The sequence below is a fragment of the Herbiconiux sp. SALV-R1 genome, from assembly GCF_013113715.1.
GTDB lineage: Bacteria > Actinomycetota > Actinomycetes > Actinomycetales > Microbacteriaceae > Herbiconiux.
Genome location: NZ_CP053344.1, coordinates 1,268,468 through 1,291,837, shown reverse-complemented (window position 1 = coordinate 1,291,837; position 23,370 = coordinate 1,268,468). Strand labels below are relative to the sequence as shown.

At 70.6% G+C, this 23,370-nt stretch carries 24 protein-coding genes; 10 read left to right on the top strand and 14 right to left on the bottom strand.

Features of this window, described 5'->3' with window-relative positions:
* The first annotated feature begins 33 nt into the window (after window positions 1-33).
* The 5 genes from HL652_RS06295 to HL652_RS06275 all read left to right on the top strand — a co-directional run bounded on the left by HL652_RS06295 (window position 34) and on the right by HL652_RS06275 (window position 4,476).
* Window positions 34-831 carry an SDR family NAD(P)-dependent oxidoreductase gene (locus HL652_RS06295; protein ID WP_253743684.1) on the top strand — a complete coding sequence of 266 codons (798 nt, stop codon included), beginning with the start codon at window positions 34-36 and terminating at the stop codon, window positions 829-831.
* Window positions 832-838: 7 nt separating this feature from the next.
* Window positions 839-1,246, top strand: a complete 408-nt coding sequence (locus HL652_RS06290; protein ID WP_171704535.1) for a hypothetical protein — start codon at window positions 839-841, stop codon at window positions 1,244-1,246.
* 109 nt (window positions 1,247-1,355) lie between these two features.
* Window positions 1,356-2,477: an LLM class flavin-dependent oxidoreductase gene (locus HL652_RS06285; protein WP_171704534.1), complete on the top strand. Its 1,122-nt coding sequence runs from the start codon at window positions 1,356-1,358 to the stop codon at window positions 2,475-2,477.
* Window positions 2,474-3,145, top strand: a complete 672-nt coding sequence (locus HL652_RS06280) for a cysteine hydrolase family protein (protein ID WP_171704533.1) — start codon at window positions 2,474-2,476, stop codon at window positions 3,143-3,145. Before HL652_RS06285 ends, HL652_RS06280 begins: the two co-directional genes overlap by 4 nt.
* Before the next feature lie 5 nt (window positions 3,146-3,150).
* The gene (locus HL652_RS06275; protein ID WP_253743827.1) at window positions 3,151-4,476 is read left to right on the top strand and encodes an NtaA/DmoA family FMN-dependent monooxygenase; all 1,326 of its coding nucleotides are present in this window, start codon (window positions 3,151-3,153) and stop codon (window positions 4,474-4,476) included.
* Between the two features lie 10 nt (window positions 4,477-4,486).
* On the opposite strand, the gene HL652_RS06270 is transcribed toward HL652_RS06275, so the two are convergent.
* Window positions 4,487-4,837: a DUF7882 family protein gene (locus HL652_RS06270; RefSeq protein ID WP_253743682.1), complete on the bottom strand. Its 351-nt coding sequence runs from the start codon at window positions 4,835-4,837 to the stop codon at window positions 4,487-4,489.
* A gap of 90 nt (window positions 4,838-4,927) precedes the next feature.
* Here HL652_RS06270 and HL652_RS06265 point away from each other — a divergent pair, with 90 nt between their 5' ends.
* The gene (locus HL652_RS06265; RefSeq protein WP_171704531.1) at window positions 4,928-5,284 is read left to right on the top strand and encodes a hypothetical protein; all 357 of its coding nucleotides are present in this window, start codon (window positions 4,928-4,930) and stop codon (window positions 5,282-5,284) included.
* A gap of 38 nt (window positions 5,285-5,322) precedes the next feature.
* Here the strand turns inward: HL652_RS06265 and HL652_RS06260 are convergent, their stop codons facing one another.
* Both HL652_RS06260 and HL652_RS06255 read right to left on the bottom strand, forming a co-directional pair.
* Window positions 5,323-5,775 (bottom strand): DUF1801 domain-containing protein, encoded by a 453-nt coding sequence (locus tag HL652_RS06260; protein ID WP_171704530.1) that lies wholly within the window; start codon window positions 5,773-5,775, stop codon window positions 5,323-5,325.
* Between the two features lie 492 nt (window positions 5,776-6,267).
* Window positions 6,268-6,720 (bottom strand): MaoC/PaaZ C-terminal domain-containing protein, encoded by a 453-nt coding sequence (locus HL652_RS06255; protein WP_171704529.1) that lies wholly within the window; start codon window positions 6,718-6,720, stop codon window positions 6,268-6,270.
* Between the two features lie 105 nt (window positions 6,721-6,825).
* Here HL652_RS06255 and HL652_RS06250 point away from each other — a divergent pair, with 105 nt between their 5' ends.
* On the top strand, window positions 6,826-7,716 hold the full coding sequence (locus HL652_RS06250; RefSeq protein WP_171704528.1) for an endonuclease domain-containing protein: 891 nt from the start codon (window positions 6,826-6,828) through the stop codon (window positions 7,714-7,716).
* Between the two features lie 704 nt (window positions 7,717-8,420).
* Here the strand turns inward: HL652_RS06250 and ispG are convergent.
* The 5 genes from ispG to HL652_RS06225 form a co-directional block, all read right to left on the bottom strand.
* Complete coding sequence (gene ispG, locus HL652_RS06245; RefSeq protein WP_171707215.1) at window positions 8,421-9,551, bottom strand: flavodoxin-dependent (E)-4-hydroxy-3-methylbut-2-enyl-diphosphate synthase; 1,131 nt, start codon at window positions 9,549-9,551, stop codon at window positions 8,421-8,423.
* A gap of 57 nt (window positions 9,552-9,608) precedes the next feature.
* The gene (locus HL652_RS06240) at window positions 9,609-10,937 is read right to left on the bottom strand and encodes a M50 family metallopeptidase (protein WP_171704527.1); all 1,329 of its coding nucleotides are present in this window, start codon (window positions 10,935-10,937) and stop codon (window positions 9,609-9,611) included.
* Between the two features lie 77 nt (window positions 10,938-11,014).
* Window positions 11,015-12,100, bottom strand: a complete 1,086-nt coding sequence (locus HL652_RS06235) for a 1-deoxy-D-xylulose-5-phosphate reductoisomerase (RefSeq protein WP_171704526.1) — start codon at window positions 12,098-12,100, stop codon at window positions 11,015-11,017.
* Window positions 12,101-12,151: 51 nt separating this feature from the next.
* Window positions 12,152-13,135, bottom strand: a complete 984-nt coding sequence (locus HL652_RS06230; protein WP_171704525.1) for an FKBP-type peptidyl-prolyl cis-trans isomerase — start codon at window positions 13,133-13,135, stop codon at window positions 12,152-12,154.
* A gap of 57 nt (window positions 13,136-13,192) precedes the next feature.
* Window positions 13,193-14,575 (bottom strand): MFS transporter, encoded by a 1,383-nt coding sequence (locus tag HL652_RS06225; protein WP_171704523.1) that lies wholly within the window; start codon window positions 14,573-14,575, stop codon window positions 13,193-13,195.
* A gap of 55 nt (window positions 14,576-14,630) precedes the next feature.
* On the opposite strand from HL652_RS06225, the gene HL652_RS06220 reads away from it, so the two are divergent.
* On the top strand, window positions 14,631-15,713 hold the full coding sequence (locus HL652_RS06220; protein ID WP_171704521.1) for a glycoside hydrolase family 76 protein: 1,083 nt from the start codon (window positions 14,631-14,633) through the stop codon (window positions 15,711-15,713).
* Here HL652_RS06220 and HL652_RS06215 read toward each other — a convergent pair.
* Both HL652_RS06215 and HL652_RS06210 read right to left on the bottom strand, forming a co-directional pair.
* Window positions 15,697-16,134: a hypothetical protein gene (locus HL652_RS06215; RefSeq protein WP_171704519.1), complete on the bottom strand. Its 438-nt coding sequence runs from the start codon at window positions 16,132-16,134 to the stop codon at window positions 15,697-15,699. The two genes, HL652_RS06220 and HL652_RS06215, sit on opposite strands and share 17 nt — an antisense overlap.
* Window positions 16,124-16,597, bottom strand: coding sequence for an OsmC family protein (locus HL652_RS06210; RefSeq protein WP_171704517.1), 474 nt, complete (start codon window positions 16,595-16,597; stop codon window positions 16,124-16,126). The genes HL652_RS06215 and HL652_RS06210 overlap by 11 nt, the downstream gene beginning before the upstream one ends.
* 52 nt (window positions 16,598-16,649) lie before the next feature.
* Between HL652_RS06210 and gabT the strand changes: the two genes are divergently transcribed.
* Both gabT and HL652_RS06200 read left to right on the top strand, forming a co-directional pair.
* Window positions 16,650-18,011, top strand: coding sequence for a 4-aminobutyrate--2-oxoglutarate transaminase (gabT, locus tag HL652_RS06205; RefSeq protein WP_171704515.1), 1,362 nt, complete (start codon window positions 16,650-16,652; stop codon window positions 18,009-18,011).
* Window positions 18,008-19,024, top strand: a complete 1,017-nt coding sequence (locus HL652_RS06200; protein ID WP_371743588.1) for an asparaginase — start codon at window positions 18,008-18,010, stop codon at window positions 19,022-19,024. Before gabT ends, HL652_RS06200 begins: the two co-directional genes overlap by 4 nt.
* Window positions 19,025-19,058: 34 nt before the next feature.
* On the opposite strand, the gene HL652_RS06195 is transcribed toward HL652_RS06200, so the two are convergent.
* Genes HL652_RS06195 through HL652_RS06180 form a run of 4 tightly spaced genes read right to left on the bottom strand, consistent with a single transcriptional unit; the run spans window position 19,059 to window position 23,202 of the window.
* Window positions 19,059-19,859 carry an ABC transporter permease gene (locus tag HL652_RS06195; protein ID WP_171704514.1) on the bottom strand — a complete coding sequence of 267 codons (801 nt, stop codon included), beginning with the start codon at window positions 19,857-19,859 and terminating at the stop codon, window positions 19,059-19,061.
* Window positions 19,856-20,767, bottom strand: a complete 912-nt coding sequence (locus HL652_RS06190; protein WP_171704512.1) for an ABC transporter permease — start codon at window positions 20,765-20,767, stop codon at window positions 19,856-19,858. The genes HL652_RS06195 and HL652_RS06190 overlap by 4 nt, the downstream gene beginning before the upstream one ends.
* 9 nt (window positions 20,768-20,776) lie before the next feature.
* Window positions 20,777-21,976, bottom strand: a complete 1,200-nt coding sequence (locus HL652_RS06185) for an ABC transporter ATP-binding protein (protein WP_171704510.1) — start codon at window positions 21,974-21,976, stop codon at window positions 20,777-20,779.
* The gene (locus tag HL652_RS06180) at window positions 21,976-23,202 is read right to left on the bottom strand and encodes an ABC transporter substrate-binding protein (protein ID WP_171704508.1); all 1,227 of its coding nucleotides are present in this window, start codon (window positions 23,200-23,202) and stop codon (window positions 21,976-21,978) included. The genes HL652_RS06185 and HL652_RS06180 overlap by 1 nt, the downstream gene beginning before the upstream one ends.
* Window positions 23,203-23,370 lie beyond the last annotated feature (168 nt).

The following is a 23,370-nucleotide window of genomic DNA, read 5'->3' as shown; positions in this document are numbered from 1 at the left end:
TCCTGGTCGCACAGACCCGAGCAGGAGGCAGCAGTGGTGGAGACGACGACGAGCGGCGCACAGCCCGCGGCAGGTATCGGTGTCGCGGCGGTGGGCCCCCGGTTCACCGGTGCGCGGGTGATCGTGACCGGTGGGGCGCGGGGAATCGGGGCGCGCATCGCCGAGCGATTCGCCACGGAGGGCGCGACGCTGGCGGTGCTCGACCGCCTGAGCGGGCCCGGCCTCGCCCAGGCCGAGTCGATGGGCGCCTGGTTCGGCGAGGTCGATCTCGCTGAGCCCGAGAGCACGCGCGCCGCCATGACGTCGGCGATCGGGGAGCTCGGTGGCGTCGACGTGCTCGTGAACAACGCCGGGGTGCTCGAGTTCGGCACCGTGCTCGACACCACCGTCGAGGCCTGGGACCGCGCTTTCGCCGTCAACACCCGCGCCATGCTGCTCACCACGCAGGTCGCCGCCCGCTCGATGATCGACGCGGGCCGAGGAGGGGCCATCATCAACCTCGCCTCGATGGCGGGCAAGTACGGCGGCGCGAACGAGGCGGCCTACGCCGCGTCGAAGGCTGCCGTCATCGCGCTCACCCGGGTCACCGCGCTCGAGCTCGGGGAGCACGGCATCCGCGCCAACTCGCTCTGCCCGGGCTACGTGCTCACCGAGATGGGCGCCGCCACCCGCACGCAGGAGATGGTCGACCTGTGGTCGAGCTACTCCCCGCTCGGGCGGCTCGGCACCCCCGACGACGTGGCGGGGCTCGCGCTCTTCCTCGCTTCGGCCGACGGCTCGTACCTCACCGGTCAGGCGGTGAACGTCACGGGTGGCATGATCATGCACTGAGATGATCATGCACGCACTCAGCAGCCACCGTTTCGGCCCCGACAGCGCGGAGGCCCTCGCCTCCGAGGCCCTCGGGCGCGCGCTAGGCGTCGTGCTCCTGCCTCGACGACTCGTGCTGCCCGACGGCACCTCGCTCGAGGTGGAGGGCCTCGACGACGACGGGGCGGTCGTCGCCCAATTCGTGCTCAACGAGGGGGCGGTGAGGTCGCCGCTGCGCAACAAGATCGCCGCCGACCTGTTCAAGCTGGTCTGGGTGGCGTCCACCGTCGTGCCGGGAGCCCGCCCGGTGCTCTGCGTGAGCCCCACCGTCGCCTCCATCCTCAGCCGCCGGGGCTGGCTGCCCGCCGCCGCGCGCGACCTCGGCGTCGCGCTCTACGTCGTCACCGCGCCCGACGGCGTGAGGCAGCTCGACTGACCCGCTAGACTCTCGGCAGGTCGGACTCCGCAACGCAACCACGGTTCGCGTCGCACGCTCTCCGCCTCCCTGCGCCGTGCATCCGTCGGCGCCCGAACGGAGGAGAAGCATGTCATCACCCACACCACCCGGCGCCGACGCGGCGCCGCCGTCGGTCGGCCCCGGCGGCCCCCGCGAGTACGGCGTCTTCCTGCCGAACGCGGCGGGCGGCTGGCTGGTCTCGACGACCGCGCCCTACCCGCCGGCCGACTACGACCACAACAAGCGCATCGCTCGGCTGTCGGAGGAGGTCGGCCTCGACTTCGTGATGGCGATGTCGAAGTGGCGCGGGTTCGGCGGCTCGACCGACCACTGGGGCGAGACCATCGAGTCGATGACCATGATGGCGGGCATCGCCGAGGCCACCGAGCGGGTGAAGATCTGGGCGACGGTGCACGCGAACATGCAGCACCCGGCGTTCGCCGCGAAGGTGTTCACGACGCTGCAGCAGATCAGCGGCGGGCGCGCCGGCATGAACATCGTCAACGGCTCCTACGCCGACGAGTTCGAGCAGATGGGCCTGTGGACCGCGCTCAGCCGCGAGGAGCGCTACCGCATGACCGCGGAGTGGACCCACCTCGTCGACCGCCTCTGGTCGGAGGACTCGGTGACCCACGAGGGCGAGTTCTTCACCCTCGACGACTGCCAGTCGCGGCCCCACCCGAGCCCGCGCCCCACCGTCATCAACGCGGGAACCTCGGCCGCCGGCCGCGCCTACCAGGCCGAGTACGTCGACGGCGCCTTCCTCGGCGCCGACACGCTCGACGAGATGCGCGACTCCTCGCGCGACGTGCACGAGCGCGCCGCCGCCCTCGGCCGCACGGTCAAGACGTACACGATGCTCACCGTCGTGCTCGGCGACGACGACGCGGAGGCCGAGCGCCGGGCCGAGGAGTACGGCCGCGGCATCGACCGCGTGGCGCTGGCGAACATGCGCCGCTCCTGGGGCATGCCCGAGGAGCGGGCGCTCGCCTGGGCCGAGGGGGCCGACGGCCAGCAGGCCTTCCAGACCGTCTACGTGGCCGGCGGGCCGGAGCGGGTGACCGAGCACATCCTGTCGGTCGTCGAGACCGCCGAGCTCGACGGGCTCATGCTCATCTTCCCCGACTATCTCGCCGACCTGCCGGTCTTCGGCGAGAAGGTGCTGCCCGAGCTGCGGCGGCGCGACGGCCGTGCGGCAGGTGCGGCATGAGCGACGAGCTCGCGACCGTGCGTGCCGAGGCCCTCGCCGCCACCGGCTCCCCCGCCCTGCTCGTCATCGACGTGCAGCGCGACTTCGCCGACCCGGCGCTGCTCGCCTCCTGGGGCGTCGACGAGGCGGGGCTCCGCTCCGTCGCCGACGCGATCTCGCGCACGGCCGCGCTGGTGACCGCGGCGCGGGAGGCCGACGTGCCCGTGGTGTGGGTGGAGCTCGCCTACGACACCTCGCGGCCGTGGCGCGCGAGCGCGTGGCTGCGCACTGGGTCGCCCGACTCCCCCACCGGCGACTTCCCGTGCGTGCAGGGCACGCCGGGTGCCGAGTGGTGGGGGCTGTCGCCGCTGCCCACCGAGCTGCGGGTGCGCAAGCGCTTCTACAGCGGCTTCGCCGGCACCGGGCTGGCAGCGGTGCTCGACGAGCTCGGCACCGGCTGGCTCGCGGTCGCCGGCCTCACCACCGAGTGCTGCGTGCTCGCCACGGTGACGGATGCGGCCCAGCACGACTACCCCGTCATCGTCGCCCGCGACGCCACGGCCGCCTACACCGCCGAACTGCACGAGTCGGCGCTGGCGAACATGGCGCTGAACTCGGCCGACGTGCGGTCGGGCGACGAGATCGAAGCGCTGTGGGGGGCGCTGGCGGCTGAGGCGGTGACCTCGTGAGCGGCATGCACACCGCCTTCGATCTCTCCTTCGCGCACACCGAAGGCCGTTGGGCCCGACCCGGGTCGTGGGTGGGCGCCCCCTTCCCCGACGTGCGCATCTACCAGGAGATCGCTCGCACGGCGGAGCGGGCGGGCGTCGACCTGCTGTTCTTCGGCGACGGCAGCGGCATCCCCGACACCTGGCGGGGGTCGATGGATGCGGCGGTCGAGTGGGGCATCCAGTGGCCACGGCACGACATGGGCCCGGTGGTCGCCTCGATGGCGGCGGTGACCGAGCACATCGGGTTCGGGCTGACCTACTCGTCGACCTTCGCGCATCCGTTCACCGTGGCGAGGCTGCTCAACTCGCTCGACCACGTCACCGGCGGGCGGCTCGCCTTCAACGTCGTGGCCTCGGCGCGCGGTGCCGACGCGGCGAACTACGGCTTCGCCGAGCGCATGGACCACGACGAGCGCTACGACCGCATGAGCGAGTTCATGACCGTCTGCCGGGCGCTGTGGGCCTCGGTGCCGGCCGAGGCCATCGTGGCCGACCGCTCGACGGGACGGTACGCGGATGCGGCACTCGTGCATCCGATCGATCACGTCGGCACGCACTTCCGCGTGAAGGGGCCGCTCGCGAGCGCGCCGAGCCCGCAGGGCTGGCCCGTGCTCGTGCAGGCCGGCAACTCGCCGAAGGGCATCGCCACCTCGGCCGAGTTCGTCGAGCTCGTGTTCGGATTCGGCGGGAGCGTGGCGGGCCAGCAGCGGCACCGGGCGGCACTGGATGCGGCGCTCACGGCGGCGGGGCGCGATGCGTCGGCGGTGGGCATCCTCTGGGCGACGCAGGCGATCGTCGGGCGGAGCGCGCGCGAAGCCGCCGAACGGCGCGACGAGGTGGCGGCGTTCTGGCACCCGGAGGCCGTCGGCGCGTTCCTGTCGCACAACGTCGGGTTCGACTTCTCCACACTGCCTTCGCGGTTCACACTCGATGAGCTCGTTGCCGAGATCACGCGCGTGAACGGGGCGCAGGGCGGCTTCGTGGGTGCGCTCGTGGGCGAGCTCGGCGGCGCGGCCTCGATCACGCGCGACGAGTTGTTCGAGCACGGGTGGCGGCACGCCACAGGGCTCGACCACACGCTGTGTGGCACCGCGAGTGAGGTGGCCGACGCGCTCGAGGAGAACTTCGCGGCGACCGGGAGCCGGGGCGGGTACATGTTCGCGAGTCCGCTCGCGGCGCCGTCGGGGTACGGCGACCTCTCGGAGCTGCTCGTGCCGGAACTGCGGCGGCGCGGGGCGCTCGCGCCGCGGTACCCGGGGAGGACGCTGCGGGAGAACCTGGCCGCCTGAGCTCGGGGCCTTACTGCAGTTCGTGACCGTGTGCAGCGTCTCCCGGCTCGATGGTCTCTTCCGACACGACGAGACCGAAGTTCGTGTTGGCAGAGAGGGCGAGGGTCTCGGCCCACTCCCGGTTGATGCGGGGCGGTCGGGAGCCCTCGTAGCGGAAGCGGATGGGCATACCGCTGTCGACCCAGATGGCGTTGCGCCCGTTCCCCTCCTCGGGCGGGATGACCCAGGAGAGGAAGAAGCTCTCGTTGCGGCGGAGCTTCATACCGATCACGGCCTGGAGATGTGCGAGCAGCCTGTCTGACAGCTCGAACCGCGCGTCGCCACCGTAGAACAGTGTTCCGATCGAGCCTCTCCTCCTCACTTTGGGCTGCGTCCAAAATATCGCAGATCACAGTCGTCACGCGAAGTCAAGGTGCCAGGGTTGACAGGCGGCTCGCGTAGGGTTCGGTGTATGTCGTATCGCACCAAGGCCCTCCTCGAGGAATGGGTGCGCGAGTTCCAGACCGAGGGCCACCAGGTCGCCGGAGCCCTGGAGGTGATCGCGCAAGACGGGTCGGACGGTTCCGACACCGGCCTCGTCGTGGTGCGCCTCGAGAGCATCTCGAACGACCTCTACATGCAGCCCGTGGCCATCGGCAACCCGCACTGGGAGGTGACCATCGTTCCCTTCGAGGCCGACCTGGTGCTGAGCCCGCAGGAGCTGCTCGCCCTCAACGCCGAGCTCGCCATCACCGCGGCGCTCTGCACCTTCCTCGAGCACAAGTCGCAGGAGCACGACGATCAGGTTCAGCGCGAGCGCTCCGGCTGAGGGGCTTCAGCCGGGCAGCTTCGGTCGGGTCGGCTGCGTCAGCCTGCGGCTTTTCTCACGAGCGAGGCGATGCGTTCCGCGGATGTCTCGTCGATGCGGGTGAGGGCGTAGGCGGTCTCCCACAGGCCGCTCGTGTCGTCGAGCGCTGCCGCCGAACTGAACCCGAGCGTCGAGTACCGCTCCTTGTCCCCCACGCCACTGCGGAAGAACACGACCACCTTCCCGTCACGCGCCCACCCCGGCTGCCCGTAGTAGAGCTTCGGCTGCAGCTCGGGAGCCGCCTCCGCGACGATCGCGTGAAGCCGCTCGGCCATCGCCCGGTCCCCCGCGTCCATCGCCGCGATCTTCGCCGCTTGGGCGTCGGCGTCGGCCTTCGCCTTTTCGGCAGCCTTGCCCTGACGCGCCTGCGCCTTGAGCTCCGCGGCCCGCTCCTTCATCGCCCGCCGTTCCTCGGCAGAGAAGCTTCCCTCATCTGATCGGGCGGCAGTCATGATGGTCGTCCTTTCCTCGGCGACGGATGTTGATGCTGACTGACTCCACGGTAGCGCCCGGATGCGTCACCGAATTCTCGAAAACTGCTCGATGCGGCGGGCGGTGACCCGCATCCCTGTTCCCTGTCCACCCGGCGTGGCATCCCGCATCCGGCGGCGACGCCCATCCGGCGGTGCCGCGCTTCCGGCCCGAGCGCATTCGGCCGTGGCGCGCATCCGGCGGCGTGCACCCGGGTGCTCACCGTTCACCCGCACGGCGGCCAGCATCTTGTGCTCCCCGCTCACCGCACAGCGGCGCGCATCCTGCGGCGGCGTGTACCCGGCGTGGCGCGCATCCGGCCGTAGCGCACCCGGCCGTGGCGCGCATCCGGCGGCGTGCATCCGGTGCTCCGCGTTCGCCCGCACGGCAGCCAGCATCCGGCGCTGGCGTACCCCCGGCGTGGCTCGCGCGCAGTGCCGCCGACTACCGGCGGTGGCGCGCATCCGGTGCTGTCAGCGGGCGGCGGCCCGGGTGAGAACCAGGAGGTCGAGCCGGCCTTGCTGCACCAGGTCGTCGCGCTGGTTGCGCAGGGAGACGAGGCGTTCGACGACGCCGGTGTCGCCCTTCGAGGTGAGGCGGGTGCCGACGATCTCGACGGTGCAGGTGAGGGTGTCGCCGATGAAGACGGGGGCGACGAAGCGCCAGCCGTCGATGCCGAGCAGGGCGACCGCGCTGCCTTCGAACACGCCCGTGCGCGCGATGAGGCCGAGGCTGAGCGAGGTGCCGTAGAGTCCGTGCACGACGCGTTGGCCGTAGCGGGTGCCCGCCGCGAACTCGACGTCGGTGTGCACCTGGTTGTTGTCGTTCGTGAGCGCGGCGAACATCACGACGTCGGTCTCGGTGACGGTCTTGCCCGGGCTCACGAACACCTGCCCGACCTCGAGGTCGTCGAAGTAGTGCACCATTCCCCCACGATATCGCGCTCCTGCACAGGGCTTCTGCCCTCCACAGCCCTGCCCTGACTTGAGAATTCCCTGGCCAACGGCGGGCCGGGAGCCGATCATCGACGGATGCTGCTGCTCGATGCACTCGTCGCGAGGGGAGGCGTCGCCTCACTGGGCCACCTCGTCGATGAGCTCGGCGTGTCGACCCGCGAGGTGCGCGCGTCGGTGCGCCGGGGCGAGGTGGTGCGCGTGAGGCAAGGGTGGCTCGCGCTCGCCGGCGCCGACCGCGAACTCGCCGGTGCCGTGCGTGTCGGAGGTTGCCTGAGCTGCACCTCGGTGCTCCGGCGGCACGGCATCTGGTGCGCGCACGACCGACGTCTGCACGTGCGGCTCGCTCCGAACGTGGGCAGGGTGAGATCGCCGCTCGATCGACGACTACCGCTGTCGCACGACCACGCCGTTCGCGTGCATCGCCCCGCCTGGGCGAGTGCGAGCACTCGAGCGGCCGACGACATCGTGACCGCTCTGGCGCAGGCCGTCGTCTGCCAGTCGCGCCTCGACGCCGTGGCGTCGCTGGACTCCGCACTCAACCAGCGACTGATCACACCCGCGCAGCTCGAGCAGGCGCTGGGTCTCCTTCCGGCGAAGCACCGGGCCTACGGCCTTCTCGTCGATGGGACAGCTCAATCCGGCCTCGAGACCAAGGCGCGACTCGCGCTGCGCAGCCGCGGTGTGCGCGTCCGCTCGCAGGTGTGGGTGCCCGAGGTCGGGCGCGTCGACCTCGTGGTGGGCGACAGGCTCGTGGTCGAGCTCGACGGCTGGGAATGGCACTCCCGCCCTGCCGACTTCGAAGAGGACAGGCGGCGCAGCCGCGGCCTCGCGGCCCAGGGCTTCCGCGAGCTGCGCTTCAGCTACCGTCAGGTCACCCACGACTGGGCCGAGTGCGAGCGCGTCGTGCTCGCCCTGGTGCGAGCCGACGAGCACCTCTGGCGCTCCCGACACGCCCGCCTGGTATGAGCATCCCGCCGCCGAGCCCCCGGAGGGCTCGAGCGCGCGATTCTCATACAGTTCGCACCACCTCCGCGCCAGTACGCACCATCTCTGCGCGGTTCGCGCCCAGACACCCGCCGCCGACCCGCGGCGCGGGCGACCGCGGCGGCGCGGCGCGCCTGCGCACGAGTGCGTCTGCCGCTGGCGCGGACGCCTTTGCGTGCACCAACGGTTCAGGGAGGTGCACCAACGGTATGAGGACGTGCACTGACGATATGAGAATCGGAATGCCGAGCCCCAGGGGAGCTCGGGCGCGCGATTCTCATACCTGTCGGCCGGCGACTGCGCGAGGAGCATGCCGTCGGCGCGCGAGCACCGCAGTCCGTGGCCCTGGCTGCGCCCGCGGCTCTGCGTGCGGGTGCGCCCGCGCCCGCGCGGACAGCTCCACACGCACGAACGGTATGAGGATCGGCACGCCGAGCCCCAGGGGAGCTTGAGCGCGCGATTCTCATACCGTTCGGCCGGCGTCTGCGCACGCGCGCGGGGAGCACTACACGCACGAACGGTATGAGGATTGGGGCGCCGAGGCCCGGGGGAGCTCGAGTGCGGGGTTCTCATACCGTTCGTGCAGCGTCGGTGCTGCTACGCACGGGCGGCAGGCACGCACGCACCCAGGGCGCACCCGCGGCGCGCGGGGCGCGGCGCGGGCGCGCGGGCGCGGCGGAGCCGCGCTACGCGGTGACGACTTGGGGGGTGCCGGTGACGTCGGTGGGCATGTCGGCGGCGAGGCGGTTGGCTTCTTCGATGAGGGTGGCGACGATGTCGGCCTCGGGGACGGTCTTGATGACCTCGCCCTTGACGAAGATCTGGCCCTTGCCGTTGCCGGAGGCGACACCGAGGTCGGCCTCGCGGGCCTCGCCGGGGCCGTTCACGACGCAGCCCATCACGGCGACCCGGAGCGGCACCGACATGCCCTCGAGCCCCTCCGTGACCTGGTTCGCGAGCGTGTACACGTCGACCTGGGCGCGCCCGCACGACGGGCACGACACGATCTCGAGCTTGCGCTCGCGGAGGTTGAGCGACTGCAGGATCTGCAGCCCCACCTTCACCTCCTCGGCCGGCGGGGCCGAGAGCGAAACGCGGATGGTGTCGCCGATGCCCTCCGCGAGCAGGATGCCGAACGCGGTCGAGCTCTTGATGGTGCCCTGGAACGCGGGCCCGGCCTCGGTGACACCGAGGTGCAGCGGCCAGTCGCCGCGCTCGGCGAGCAGCCGGTAGGCCTTCACCATGACGATCGGGTCGTTGTGCTTCACCGAGATCTTGAAGTCGTGGAAGTCGTGCTCCTCGAACAGCGACGCCTCCCAGATGGCGCTCTCCATGAGCGCCTCGGGCGTCGCCTTGCCGTACTTCTCGAGCAGCCGCGGGTCGAGCGATCCGGCGTTCACACCGATTCGGATGGAGACTCCCGCGGCCTTGGCGGCGGCGGCGATCTTGCCCACCTGGTCGTCGAACTTGCGGATGTTGCCCGGGTTCACGCGCACCCCGGCGCACCCGGCGTCGATCGCCGCGTAGACGTAGTTCGGCTGGAAGTGGATGTCGGCGATCACCGGGATCTGCGACTTCTTCGCGATGATCGGCAGCGCCTCGGCGTCGTCACGCGAGGGCACCGCGACCCGCACGATGTCGCAGCCGGATGCGGTGAGCTCGGCGATCTGCTGAAGCGTCGCGTTGATGTTCGGGGTGGGCGTCGTGGTCATCGACTGCACGCTCACGGGGGCGTCGCCACCGACCAGCACTTTGCCCACCTTGATCTGCCGCGACTTGCGACGGGGGGCGAGGGTCTCGGGCGGGGGCTTGGGCATCCCCAGGTTGATTGCTGGCACGGATTCAGTCTAGAACCGCTGTCTGAACGGCAGGCGTCAGCCGAAGATATTCACCGGCTTCACGATGTCGGCGTACACCAGCAGCGCGGTCATGCCGCCGAACAGGATGACGACCGCGAAGGTCAACGGCATGAGCTTCGCCGCGTCGACCGGCCCCGGGTCGCGGCGCCCGAACAGCTTCGCGAAGAAGCGACGGATGCCTTCCCACAGTGCCGAGACCACGTGCCCGCCGTCGAGCGGGGTGAGCGGCACCAGGTTGATGACGAAGAGCGCGATGTTGAGCGAACCGAGGAGGCCCAGCAGGCTCGCCGCCTTCGACTCGATCGAGATCGAGTCGAGCGAGGCGATCTCACCCGCGACGCGGCCGACGCCCACCACGCTGATGGGGCCGTTGATGTCGCGCTCCTCCGAGCCGAACGCCGCCTGCGCGACGTCGTACAGCCGCTGGGGCAGGTTGAGCACGATGCCCGCGGTGCCGGCGATGTTCTCCCCCACCATCGGCAGCACGGAGGTGACGGGCTGCGGAACCAGCTCCTGCGCGGCACCGATGCCCACGAAGCCCACCTCCTGGGTCTGGGAGGTACCGTCGGCGTTCTTCACCACCTCGCCCTCGTCGTCGGTGACGTAGCGCTCGGTGAGCAGCGGGGTGACCGTGAGGGAGACCTCCTGGCCGTCGCGCTCGACCACGAGCGGGAGCGCCTCGCCCGACGACTTCTTGATGATGTCGGTCGACTGGGCCCACGAGGTGATGGCGACACCGTCGAGGCTCACCAGCCTGTCGCCCGGCTTCAGGCCCGCGGCGGCACCCGGCGACTCCTGGTCGCCGGCCTCGCAGCTCTGGCGGTCGCTCGTGGCGGGCAGCACGCAGGCCGAGACGCTGCCGACCGTGGTGGAGGTCTGCAGCGTGCCGAAGCCCACGACGACGATGGAGAAGAACACGACGGCGAGCACGAGGTTCATGAACGGCCCGCCGAGCATGACGATGATGCGCTGCCACACCGGCTTGCGGTAGAAGGCGCGATCGTCGTCGTCGCCGATGGACTCCTGGGACTGGTCGCGTGCATCCTGCACCATCGACTGGAAGAACCCGGTGCTGTTCGCCCGGGCCTTGGCGCCGGCTCCCCGCGGCGGGAACATGCCGATCATCGAGACGTAGCCGCCGAGCGGGATGGCCTTCAGGCCGTACTCCGTCTCGCCGCGGCGGCGGGAGAAGACCGTCGGCCCGAAGCCGATCATGTACTGGGTGACCTTGATGCCGAACAGCTTGGCGGGCACCAGATGGCCGACCTCGTGCAGCCCGATCGAGATGGCGACTCCGACGGCGACGATGAGCACGCCGAGGATGAACTGCAGGACCGTTTCCACAGGAGGACACTACCCCGGGCCTCGGACACCGCGCTGACCGTAGGCTGGGCGCCGCATGTGCACTCGGCAAGAACGCGTCAGGCCGCCGCGATGAGCCGATCCGCCGTCGCCCGCGCCCAGAGCTCGGTCTCGGCGAGCGACTCCCGGGTGACCTCCTCCGACGGCATCTCATGCAGGTCGACCACCCGCGCCACCGTGTCGACGATGTCGAGGAAGCCGATGCGTCCGGCGTGGAACGCCGTCACCGCCTGCTCGTTGGCCGCGTTGAACACGGCGGGGTAGCTGCCGCCGGCGCGCCCCACCTTCTTGGCGAGCTCCACTGCCGGGAAGGCCTCGTCGTCGAGGGGCTCGAAGGTCCAGCTGTGCGAGGCGGTCCAGTCGATCGGGGCGCCGACGCCCGCGACCCGCGCCGGCCAGTTGATGCCGAGCGCGATGGGGAGCCGCATGTCGGGCGGCGACGCCTGCGCGATGGTCGACCCGTCGACGAACTCGACCATCGAGTGCACCACCGACTGCGGATGCACGGTGACCTCGATGTCGGAGAACGCCACGTCGAACAGCAGGTGCGCCTCGATGACCTCGAGCCCCTTGTTCACCAGGGTCGCCGAGTTGGTCGTGACCACGAGCCCCATGTCCCAGGTAGGGTGCGCGAGCGCCTCGCGCGGTGTCACCCCCGCCATCTCGGCGCGGCTCCGGCCGCGGAAGGGGCCACCGGATGCCGTGAGCACGAGCCGGGACACCTCGCCCGTCGTACCCGACCGCAGCGCCTGCGCGATGGCGGAGTGCTCGGAGTCGACGGGCACGATCTGCCCCGGCCGCGCGACGCTCTTCACCAGGTCGCCGCCGACGATCAGGCTCTCCTTGTTGGCCAGCGCGAGCACGCGGCCGGCCTCGAGGGTGGCGAGGGTGGGGCCGAGCCCCACCGACCCGGTGATGCCGTTCAGCACGACGTCGGCGTCGATGTCGCGCACCAGCTGCTCGGCCTCGAGCTCGCCGAGGCCGGTGTCGGCCACGCCGAACTCCGCCGCCTGAGCGTCGAGCGCCTCGCGGTTGCTGCCCGCGACGAGCCCCACCACCTCGAACCCTTCGGGGTTCGCCCTGATGACGTCGAGCGCCTGAACGCCGATGGAACCGGTGGAGCCGAGGATGATGACGCGTCGCACGCCCCCATCCTCCCACGCCGCCCTCCCCAGGGGAGGGCGGCTGCGCGCGGGCTAGGCGGAGGCGGTGGCCAGGATGTCGATCACGAACACGAGGGTGTCGGTGCCCGAGATGCCGGCCGCCGAGTTGCCCTCGGAGCCGTAGCCCTGGTCGGGCGGGATGATGACGAGCACCTGCGAGCCGACCGTCTGACCGATCATCGCCGCGGCGAAGCCGCTGACCACACCCGTGGTCTGGAAGGTGCGCGGGCCGCCCTGGCCCCAGCTCTGGTCGAAGACCTGGCCGCTGCCCCAGATGACGCCCTGGTACTGCACGGTGACGCTGTCGCCGTCGCCGACGACCGGGCCGTCGCCCTTCTTCAGCACCTCGGTCTTGAGCTCGGCGGGAGCATCCGTCGACGGGATCGACACGGTGGGCGCGCCGGAGTCGTCGAGCGTGACCGAGGGGAAGCCGTCTTGCGCGGGCTGGTCGACGCCCTCGGCGCGGGTGGGCACGATCGCCTCGATGTCGGCGACCATGACCATGGAGTCGTCGGCGCCGATGCCGAGCGACTGGTTGCCGGTGTCGCCGAAGGCGTCGGCGGGCGGGATGACCGCGACCACGCGCGAGCCCACGGTGGCGCAGTTCACGGCCTGCACGATGCCGGGGATGTACTGCGTGGCGTCGACGGTGAGCTGCAGCTGCGTGCCGCCCTCGTCGAGCGTCGAGAACGCCTTGTCGCCCGTGGTGCCGTTGTAGATGGTGAAGTCGATGGTGGCGAGCGACCCGGTCTCGAGCGCCTCGCCGTCGCCCTCGCTCACGACGGTGCGCTCAGTGGAGTCGACGGTGAGCGGACCCTGGAAGCTCGTGGTGGGCGCGGCACCGAAGTCACCCGTGACGGTGACGGCCTTCGACGCGCTGCCGTCGGTGGCGCAGGCGCTCGAGTCGGCGGCGTTGGTGGCGCTGTCGGTCGACCCGGCGGCGTCGTTCGACGTGCAGCCGGCCAGCAGCAGGGAGGCGGCGGCGACCGCGACGGCGAGTGCAGGGATTCTGCGCATGGTTCCTCTTCGTGAGAGTCGGGGGGAGGGGTTCAGTCTGGTCGACCCCCCTTGCAGCTAGCTGACCGCAGCCTGGGAGGCCGGGGCGGGGTTGCGGATGCCCGCGAAGGAGACCAGAGCGCCCGCCACGAAGAATACAGCGGTCACCAGCACCACCCGGTGGAAGCCCGCCAGGTCGAGCACGACCGAACCCGCCACGACGCTCGCGAGCGCCACCGAGATGAGTCCGGCCACCCGCGAGACCGCGTTGTTCACGGCCGAGGCGATGCCCGAGCGGGCGGGCTCGATGGCACCGAGGATGGCGCTCGTGAGCGGCGCCACGGTGATGGCCATGCCGAGGCCGAACACCACGACGGCCGGGAGCACCTGGGTGAGGTAGTCGGCGGTGTCGTCGAAGCGGAGCATGAGGAAGAACCCGCCGCCGGCCAGCAGCGGGCCGACGGTCATGAACAGGCGCGGCCCGAGCCGCCCGCTGAGCCTCCCGAACAGGCTCGACAGCCCGATGAGCAGGATGCTCGTCGGAATCATCGCGAACCCCGCCTCGGTCGCGCTGTACCCGGCCACCTGCTGCAGGAACACGGCGACGCTGAAGAAGCCGAGCGAGAGCGCACCGTAGATGAGGAAGGTCGACACGTTCCCCACCGAGAAGTTGCGCACCCGGAACAGCGACAGCGGCAGCATCGGCTGCGGGGCCCGGCGCTCGTGCACGACGAACAGCACCAGGGCGACCACCCCGACGACCAGGGGGACGAAGACGACCGGCGACCCCCATCCGAAGTTCACCTGCTCGATGAGGGCGAAGACGGGGAGGCCGAGGCCGACGACGCCGAGCACGGCGCCCAGCACGTCGACCCGGGCGCCCGGCGCGTGGTGCGCGTCGGAGTCGAGCCTCGCCAGCAGCACGACGGTGACGACGATGGGCAGCACGTTGATGCCGAACACGAGCCGCCAGGAGAGCTGGTCGACGAGCACGCCGCCGAGGATGGGGCCGGCGATGTTGGCGACGCTGGTGAACGCCGTCCAGGTGCCGATGGCGCGCGCCTGCGGCGGCCCCGAGAAGGTGGCGAGGATGAGCGCGAGCGAGCTCGGCACGAGCAGCGCCCCGGCGACACCCTGCAGCCCCCGCGACACGATGAGGAACTCGATGGTGGGCGCGAAGGCGCACAGGAGTGACGTGACGCCGAAGCCGACGAGCCCGACCAGCAGCACCTTCTTGCGGCCGAACACGTCGGAGAGCGACCCGGCGAGCAGGATGACGGCCCCGAGCGTGAGCAGGTACGCGTCGACCACCCACTGCTGCGCCGACAGCTCTCCGCCGAGGTCGCGGCTGATGGCGGGCAGCGCCACATTGATGACCGTCGCATCGAGGAACGACACGAACGCCGAGAGGATGGCGACCGTCAGCACGAGTCGCTGCTGAGGGGTGCTGGGTGCTGCCATGCGCTCAGTCAAGTGCATCGGAGCCGAATTGGCGACCGGAGGCTACTCTCGGAGCATGACGGCTCGGGGGTGGGATGCTCGGGCCGATGCCGCCCAGCATGCCCTCACCCGCCTGTTCGGCCCTCGCCCGCTCTGGCCCGGGTGGCGCAACACCTCACCGTTCCGCCTGCGTGACGCCGCGACCCTGAACTACTGGTGGCGGGCGCACCTCATCGAGGTGCGGGTCGACGCCTTCGAGCGCACGGGCGACCCGCTGTGGCTGGCGAGCGCCCTGCGCGTGCGCACCGCGCTGCTCCGGCGCAACCGGGGCCTGTTCAACGACTACTTCGACGACATGGGCTGGCTCGGCATCGCCCTGCTGCGGCTGCACCGCGCCTCGGGCGATGCCCGCTGTCTCGACGACGCGATCGCGCTCTGGCGCCACATCCAGCGCGCCGGCTGGCAGGCCTCGGGCACCGCCGGCGTGCCGTGGCGGGTGCAGCAGTTGCAGTACAAGAACGCGCCCTCGAACGGCACCTTCGCCCTCCTCTCGGCGCGCCTCGGCGCGCTCACCGGTGCGCGCGAGTTCGGCGACTACGCGGCCGCGACGCTGCGCTGGTTCGACGACGCGGGGCTCGTCGACCCGGGCAGCGGGCTGGTCTTCGACGGCGTGAACCGCCTCGGCGACGGCGCGATCGACACCGACTGGGTGTTCAGCTACTGCCAGGGCCTCTACATCGGTGCGCTCGTCGAGCAGTACCGCGGCTCGGGACGCACCGAGCCGCTCGACGCCGCGGTGCGCACCGCGGTCACGGCGGTGCGTCGGCTCGCCCCGTCGGGCGTCATCGACTCGGAGAACTCGCGGTTCGACCAGCGGGCGGGCGGCGACGTCGGCCTGTTCAAGGGTGTGTTCGTGCGCTACCTCGGCGAGCTCGTGCCCCTCCTCCCGTCCGCGTCAAACGACCACCGGATGCTCGCCGGCTTCGTGCGCGACACCACGGATGCCCTGTGGTCGGGGATGCGCGCATCCGCCGGTCTTCGTGCGGCCGACGTGTGGGGTGCTCCTCCCCCGGCGCGGACGTTCCTCTCCACCCAGCTGAGCGCGACGATGGCGCTCGAGGTGCGGGCGCGCCTGGAGGCGCTCAGTCCGGAGGGATGACGGTGACCCGCAGCTCGAGCCGCTCGGCCGACTCCACCCGCACGACGGCGTGACGCGAGGTGTCGACCCCCGGCGGGCCCGAGAGCGGGCGGAGGCCGGGGAGGGCGTCGACGTCGACGGTGAAGGTCTGCTCGCCGCCGACGGCGGTCGGCCGACGGGCAGCCTCCGGGTCGAGGAACGACCGGAACGCCGGGTCGGCGACACCCACCTCGAGGCGCACCGGGCCGGTTCGGGTCACGGCGACCGCGGTGAGTTCGACGGTGCGGGCCAGGGCGACGTGGGCGCGCGCATCCGAATCCCCGTAGCTCTGCGCGAACCGCGCGAGTGCGTCGCGGCGGAAGGCCTCGCCGAGCGACCCGCGCAGGGTGCGCCCGCTGAGGTACAGCGCGACCGGCTGCGCGTGCGGCCGATCAGCCGGCATCGACCACCGCGGTGGGCTCGTGGTGCACCGGGAAGTTCACCGAGTTCGCGATGAAGCACACCGCGCTCGCCTCGTGGTGCATGGCTGCAAACTCCTCGGGGTCGACCGGGGCCTCCGTGGTGACCACGGGGCGCAGCGTCACCGAGGTGAAGCGGCCGCCCTCGCCCTCCTGCTCCATCGTGCCTTCGGCCTCGTCGCGGTACGCGGTGACCACGACCCCGTGCTTCACGGCGACGTGCAGGAAGGAGAGCATGTGGCACTCGGCGAGGGCTGCCAGCAGGAACTCCTCGGGGTTCCAGCGGTCGGCCTCGCCGTGGAAGGTGCGGTCGGCGGAGGCGGCGATGGGATGCTTGCCCTCCGCCGTCACCTCGCTGGTGCGGCCGTAGTCGCGGTAGCCGCTCGTGCCGCTGCCGCGATTGCCGAGCCAGGCCACATCCACCCTGTAGTGATGCTCACGATTCACACGGCCATGCTAGCCGTCGCCGCTTCGGGCGCCGATCTAGACTTGGAGCACTATGACTGACACCCTCGACGCCCAGCTTCTCTCGGTTCCCCAGGAGCGGAAGATCGTGACCGCGATCCCCGGTCCGAAGTCGGAGGAGCTGCAGCGACGACGCCTCGCCGTCGTGCCGCCGGGGGTGTCGAGCGCGCTTCCCGTCTACATCCAGAAGGCGCACGGTGCGATCATCGTCGACGTCGACGGCAACCAGTTCATCGACCTGGGCGCCGGCATCGGCGTCACCACCATCGGCCACACCGACGCCGCCGTGGTGGCCGCGGCGGCCGAGCAGCTGGGTGACGTCACCCACACGCTGTTCACCATCACCCCGTACGAGGAGTACGTGCGGGTGGCCGAGCTGCTCGCCGAGCACACCCCCGGTGACTTCGCGAAGCGCACCGTGCTCGTGAACTCGGGCGCCGAGGCGGTGGAGAACGCCGTGAAGATCGCGCGCAAGCACACCCGCCGCGCCGGGGTCGCCGTGCTCGAGCACGCTTACCACGGCCGCACCAACCTCACGATGGCCATGAACTTCAAGGCGGCACCCTACGCCACCGGCTTCGGGCCCTTCGCCGGCGACGTCTACCGCGCCCCGAACTCCTACCCCTACCACGACGGTCTGTCGGGGGCCGAGGCGGCCGCGCGCACCATCGCGTACCTCGAGAAGACGGTCGGCGCCTCCGACCTCGCCTGCCTCGTGGTCGAGCCCATCCAGGGCGAGGGCGGCTTCGTCGTTCCCGCGGAGGGCTACCTTCCCGCGCTGCAGGAGTGGTGCACGGCCGAGGGCATCGTGTTCATCGCCGACGAGATCCAGAGCGGCATGGCCCGCACCGGCGCCTGGTTCGCCAGCGAGCACTTCGGGCTCGTGCCCGACATGGTGCTGAGCGCCAAGGGCATCGCGGGTGGCCTGCCGCTCGCCGGTGTCACGGGCCGCGCCGAGATCATGGACTCCGCCCAGCCCGGCGGCCTCGGCGGCACCTTCGGCGGCAACCCCGTCGCGGCTGCGGCGGCGATCGCCGTGTTCGAGCAGCTCGAGACCGGCGAGGGCTTCGAGTCGGCCCGCCGCATCGAGCGCGTGCTCGTCGAGGGGCTGCAGAAGCTCGCCGACCGCTACGACATCGTGGGCGAGATCCGCGGCATCGGCGCGATGGTGGCCATCGAGCTCGTGCAGCCCGGCACCGCCGGCACCACCAAGGCGCCGAACGCCGAGGCCGTGAGCGCCGTCGTGGCGTACGCGGCGCAGCACGGTGTGCTGCTGCTGAACGCCGGAACCTACGGCAACGTGCTGCGCTTCCTGCCGAGCCTCGCCATCAGCGACGAGCTGCTTCTCGACGCCCTCGCGGTGATCGAGGAGGCGTTCGCGCAGCTCGGCGCGTGAGCGTGGCGGCGGATGCGGGTGCCGGCCCGGCCGGCGCGGGCGCGACCCCCGGCACGGCCGGCATCGACGAGAGCGTCGAGCTGGCGGTGCTCGAGCGCAGCGGCTTCGTGGAGTCGCGGCACATCGGCTCGGCCGTGCTGCTCGACGCCGCGGGCGAGGTCGCGGTCCGCCTCGGCTCCCCCAAGTCGCCCGTGTACCCGCGCTCGTGCATGAAGCCGTTCCAGGCGCTCACGGTGCTCGAGGCCGGGGTGGAGCTCGACCCGGTGCAGACGGTGCTCGCCACCGCGAGCCACGCGGCCACCGCACGGCACGTCGAGGTGGTCGAGTCGATCCTCGCCAAGGCGGGCCTCGGCGCCGAGGCCCTCGGCTGCCCGGCCGACTGGCCCGGCGACTCGGGTGCCCGCGACGAGCTCGTGCGGGCGCACGGGCACAAGCAGCGCGTCTTCATGAACTGCTCGGGCAAGCACGCCGCCATGCTGCTCGCGTGCGTCGAGAACGGCTGGGACACCGCGAGCTACCTCGACCCCGCGCATCCGCTGCAGCAGAGCATCGTCGCGACCGTCGAACGCGAGACCGGCGAGCCGATCGCGCTCTCCGGGGTCGACGGATGCGGTGCACCGGTTCACGCGATGTCGCTCGTCGCCCTCGCGCGGGGCATCGGGCGCATCCGTCGTGCCTCGGAGGGCCCGGCGAAGCAGCTCACCGAGAGCATCCTCGCGAACGGCTGGGCCATCGACGGCCCCGGCCGCGCCAACACGGTCGTGATCGACCGCCTCGGCGTGGTCGCGAAGCTCGGCGCGGAGGGCGTCATGGTGATGGCCACCCCCGACGGCTCCTCCGTCGCGGTCAAGATGCTCGACGGCAGCCTCCGCGCCGCCTCCCTCGTCGCGCTCACCCTCCTCGCCCGCCACGGCGCGATCACCGCGCAGCAGGTGGAGTCGCTCGTGCCCGACCTCGACCTCGCCGTCTACGGCGGGGCCGACGTCGTGGGCAGCATCCGCGCCACGATCTGAGCGGGGCGAGGGACGCCCGCAGCCGGCGCTGCTGCTAGGCGCTCTCGCGCGCCAGTCGTTTCTGACGAGCGGCCCGGGTGACCTGCACGACGATCACGATCACGATCGCGAGCAGGAACACGGCCGAGGCGATGACGTTGACCTGGGCGGGAATGCCGCGGGCGGCGGCGATGTAGATGAACTTCGGGAAGGTGTCGACGGAGCCGGAGTTGAAGTTCGTGATGATGAAGTCGTCGAAGCTGAGCGCGAACGACAGCAGGGCGGCGGCCGCGATGCCGGGCACGAGCAGCGGGAAGGTGATGCGCCAGAACACCTGCGACGGCGACCCGTACAGGTCGCGACCCGCCTCCTCGAGCGCGGGGTCGAGCGACGCCACACGCGCCTTCACGGTGACCACCACGAAGCTGATGCAGAACATGGTGTGGGCCAGGATGATGGTGCCGAGCCCCTTCTCGACGCCCACCGTGAGGAACTGGGCGGCGAGACCGGCGCCCAGCACCACCTCGGGTGTCGCCATCGGCAAGAAGAGCAGCAGGCTGATGGCCGAGCGGGCCCTGAACCGGTAGCGCACCAGGGCGATCGCGATGAGCGTGCCGAGCGCCGTGGCGAGCACCGTCGCGGTGAGCCCCACGATGATGCTGTTCGCGAAGGCTTCGCACAGACCCTGGGTGTTGCACACCGTCGTCCACTTGTCGAGGGTGAACCCCTGCCAGGCGATGTTGAGCTTGCCCGAGTCGTTGAACGAGAACACCAGGGTGTAGAGGATCGGGATGAGGAGGAAGACGAGCGCGATGATCGTGTAGACCCAGAGGCCGATGCCCTTGCCGCGCTTCATACCAGCTCCTCCGTTCCGGAGCGGCGCACGTAGACGCCGACGATGATGAGGATGACCGCCATCAGCACGATCGACAGCGCCGCCGCGATGGGGTAGTTCTGCAGCACCAGGAAGTTCGCTTCGATCGCGTTGCCCACCATCGCCGTCGACGACGAACCGAGGAAGTCGCGGCTGGCGTTGATGTAGTCACCCGCGGCCGGGATGAACGTGAGCAGTGTTCCCGACACGATGCCGGGCATCGACAGCGGGATGGTGACCTTACGGAACACCGTGAAGGGGCTCGCGTAGAGGTCGGCACCCGCCTCGAGGTAGCGCACGTCGAGCCGCTCGAGCGTGGCGTAGAGCGGCAGCGTCATGAACGGGATGAAGTTGTAGGTGAGGCCGAAGATCACCGAGAACGCCGTGCCGGTGAGGTGCCCGTCGGAGGGCAGGATCGCCACCGACTTGAGGAACACCACGATCGGGCCCTCGTCGGACATGATCTGCTTCCAGGCCAGCGTGCGCAGCAGGAAGCTGATGAAGAACGGCGCGATCACCAGGGTGAGCAGCAGGCTCTGCACCAGCGGGAAGCGCCTGGCCTTCACCCCGATGAGGTAGGCGATGGGGTAGCTGATGACCAGGGCGAGCACGGTCGCGATGAGCGCGAAGCCGAAGGCGCGGAGGATGAGCGGGAGGTACTCCCCCACGGCGTCGACGTAGTTCTGCCACTGGAAGCCGGGCACGTAGTCGCCGATGTCGCCGTAGAGGTCGGGCTGTTGGAACGAGGTGATGACCAGCGAGATGAGCGGTGCCAGGAAGAACAGCATCAGGTAGGCGATGCCCGGCAGGAGCAGCACCAGGGCGATTGCGCCGCGCTTCCGCGGCGCCTGCTCGACCGCGGGGGCGGCCGAGAACGCGGTGAAGGCCATGCTCGCCGCCTACGCCTGCTCGAGTTCTTCCTCGAGCGCGATGCGGCGCTGGAGGGCGATCGACTCGGTGGAGGCGTCGGGCACGAAGCGCGGAACCGCCTCGGGGTCGTCGTCGAGGCCGAAGCCGTGGTCGGCGTTCCACGACAGCCACACCTCGGCACCGGCCGAGACGACGGGCCCGAACACCATGTTCTGCGCGAACACGACGAGCTCGCCGATGCCGGGCACCTCGACGAGGTACTGGGTGCTCACGCCCGAGAAGGACACATCCGTCACCCGGCCGGGGCCGAGCACGTTGCGGCCGGCTTCCGCGGCGGGCGCCTCGGTAAGCAGCGTCACCTTCTCGGGCCGCACGCCGATGGCGATGTCGCCGCTCTGCCGGGCGGCGCGGGAGCGCGGCACCACGATCGGCACTCCGCCCACGTCGACGGTGATGTGGTCGGAGGTCGAGCCCACCACCGTGCCCGTGAACAGGTTCGACTGGCCGAGGAAGTTCGCCACGAAAGCCGTGCGCGGCAGCTCGTAGAGCTCCTCGGGGGCGCCCATCTGCTCGATGCGGCCCTTGTTCATCACGGCAACGGTGTCGGCCATGGTCATGGCCTCCTCCTGGTCGTGAGTGACGTGCAGGAAGGTGAGGCCCACCTCGGTCTGGATGGTCTTCAGCTCCAGCTGCATCTGCCGGCGGAGCTTCAGGTCGAGGGCACCGAGCGGCTCGTCGAGCAGCAGCAGCGCCGGGCGGTTCACCACGGCGCGGGCGAGCGCCACGCGCTGCTGCTGCCCGCCCGAGAGCTGGGCCGGGCGGCGCGAGGCGAGGTGGTCGAGTTCCACCAGCTTGAGTGCTTCATGGGCCTTGGCCGTCGCATCCGCGATCTTGCGCCGCTTCAGCCCGAAGGCGACGTTCTCGAGGATCGACATGTGCGGGAACAGCGCGTACGACTGGAACACCGTGTTCACCGGCCGCTGGAACGGCTTCGTGGCGGTGACGTCGGAGCCGCCGATGAGGATGCTGCCCGAGGTCGGCTCCTCGAGCCCCGCGACCAGGCGGAGCGTCGTGGTCTTGCCGCAGCCCGAGGGGCCGAGCAGGGCGAAGAAGGAACCGGCGGGGATGGTGAGGTCGAGCTGCTCGATGGCGGTAAAGCCCGGGAAGCGCTTGGTGATTCCGCGCAGCTCGAGGTCGGCGCCGCTCTCGGCGAAGGATGCGGTGGCCATCAGCTGCCCAGCAGCACCTTCTGGAACTGGGCCTGGTAGTCGTTCTCCTCCTGCGGGGTGAGCGTGCGGAACACGTGCACCGTCTCGAGGGTCGACTCGTCGGGGAAGATGAGCTGGTTCGAGGCCAGCTCGGGGTCGATGGCGTCCATGGCCTCCTTGGCGCCCACGACCGGGGTCACGTAGTTCACCCAGGCGGCGAGCTCCGCGGCGACCTCGGGCTCGTAGTAGTAGTTCATGACGGCCTCGGCGTTGCCCTTGTGGGCCGAGCCCATCGGCACGACGAAGGTGTCGTTCCAGAGCGTGCCCCCCGCATCCGGGATCGCGAACTCCCACTTGTCGCCCGCGGTGGCGTTGAGGCTCGTGATGTCGCCCGACCAGCAGATGGCGGCGTAGGTGTCTTCCGACTGCAGGTCGTTGAGGTAGGCGTTGCCCTTGATGTTGCGGATCTGGCCGTCTTCGACCTGCTTCGTGAACGCATCCATCGCGTTGGCGAACTCGTCGTCGCCCCACTCGCCCGTGATGTCGGTGCCCTGGCTCAGCATGATGAGGCCCATGGTGTCGCGCATCTCGCTGAGCACGCCCACGCGGCCCTTGAGTGCCGAGTCCCACAGGTCGTCGACGCTGGCGAGACCGTTCGGCACCTTCTCCTTGTTCCAGCAGATGCCGGCGAAGCCGCCCTGCCACGGCAGGGAGTGGCTGCGGCCCTTGTCGAAGTCGGGGTTCGCGAAGGCCTCGGAGAGGTTCGCGATATTCGGGATGTTCGCGTGGTCGAGCTCTTGCACGTAGCCGTTGCGCACGAGGCGGGCGACCATCCAGTCGGTGAGGCAGACGGTGTCGGCGCCGATGTCCTGCCCCAGCGCGAGCTGGTCTTTGACCTTCGCGTAGTAGCTGTTGTTGTCGTCGACCGCGACGTTGTAGGTGACGGTGATGCCGGTCTCGTCTTCGAAGCCGATGAGGGTGGGGTAGTTGCCGTCGTCGTCCTCGTCCATGTAGGCGGGCCAGTTGTCCCAGGTGAGGGTCTTCTCGCTGGCCGAGAGGTCTTTGGCCGGGGTGAGCTCCTTGCGCTCGCCTCCCGAGCACGCGGCGAGCGCGAGGGCCGTGGCACCGAAGCCGGCGGCACCGAGGAAGCCGCGTCGCGAGAGCTGGAGCGCCCTCGCCTTCTGCAGCGCCTGCGAGTGCCTGATCGCCTGGATGATCATCGGGTCGTGCGGGGTTCTCGGAGTCATGACTCGTCGCGCCTTCCTCATCGTGCGGGCTGTGATGACCCGCCCGCGTCGGTGCAGGCGATCGCGGGCGAGTAGGAAGAGACTGGCACAACGCCCGGCTCGACCGACAGTCCCCACGACGGATTCGGCAAGCTGTTACAGGGAATTTACGAATTCCGTGCGTGGTGA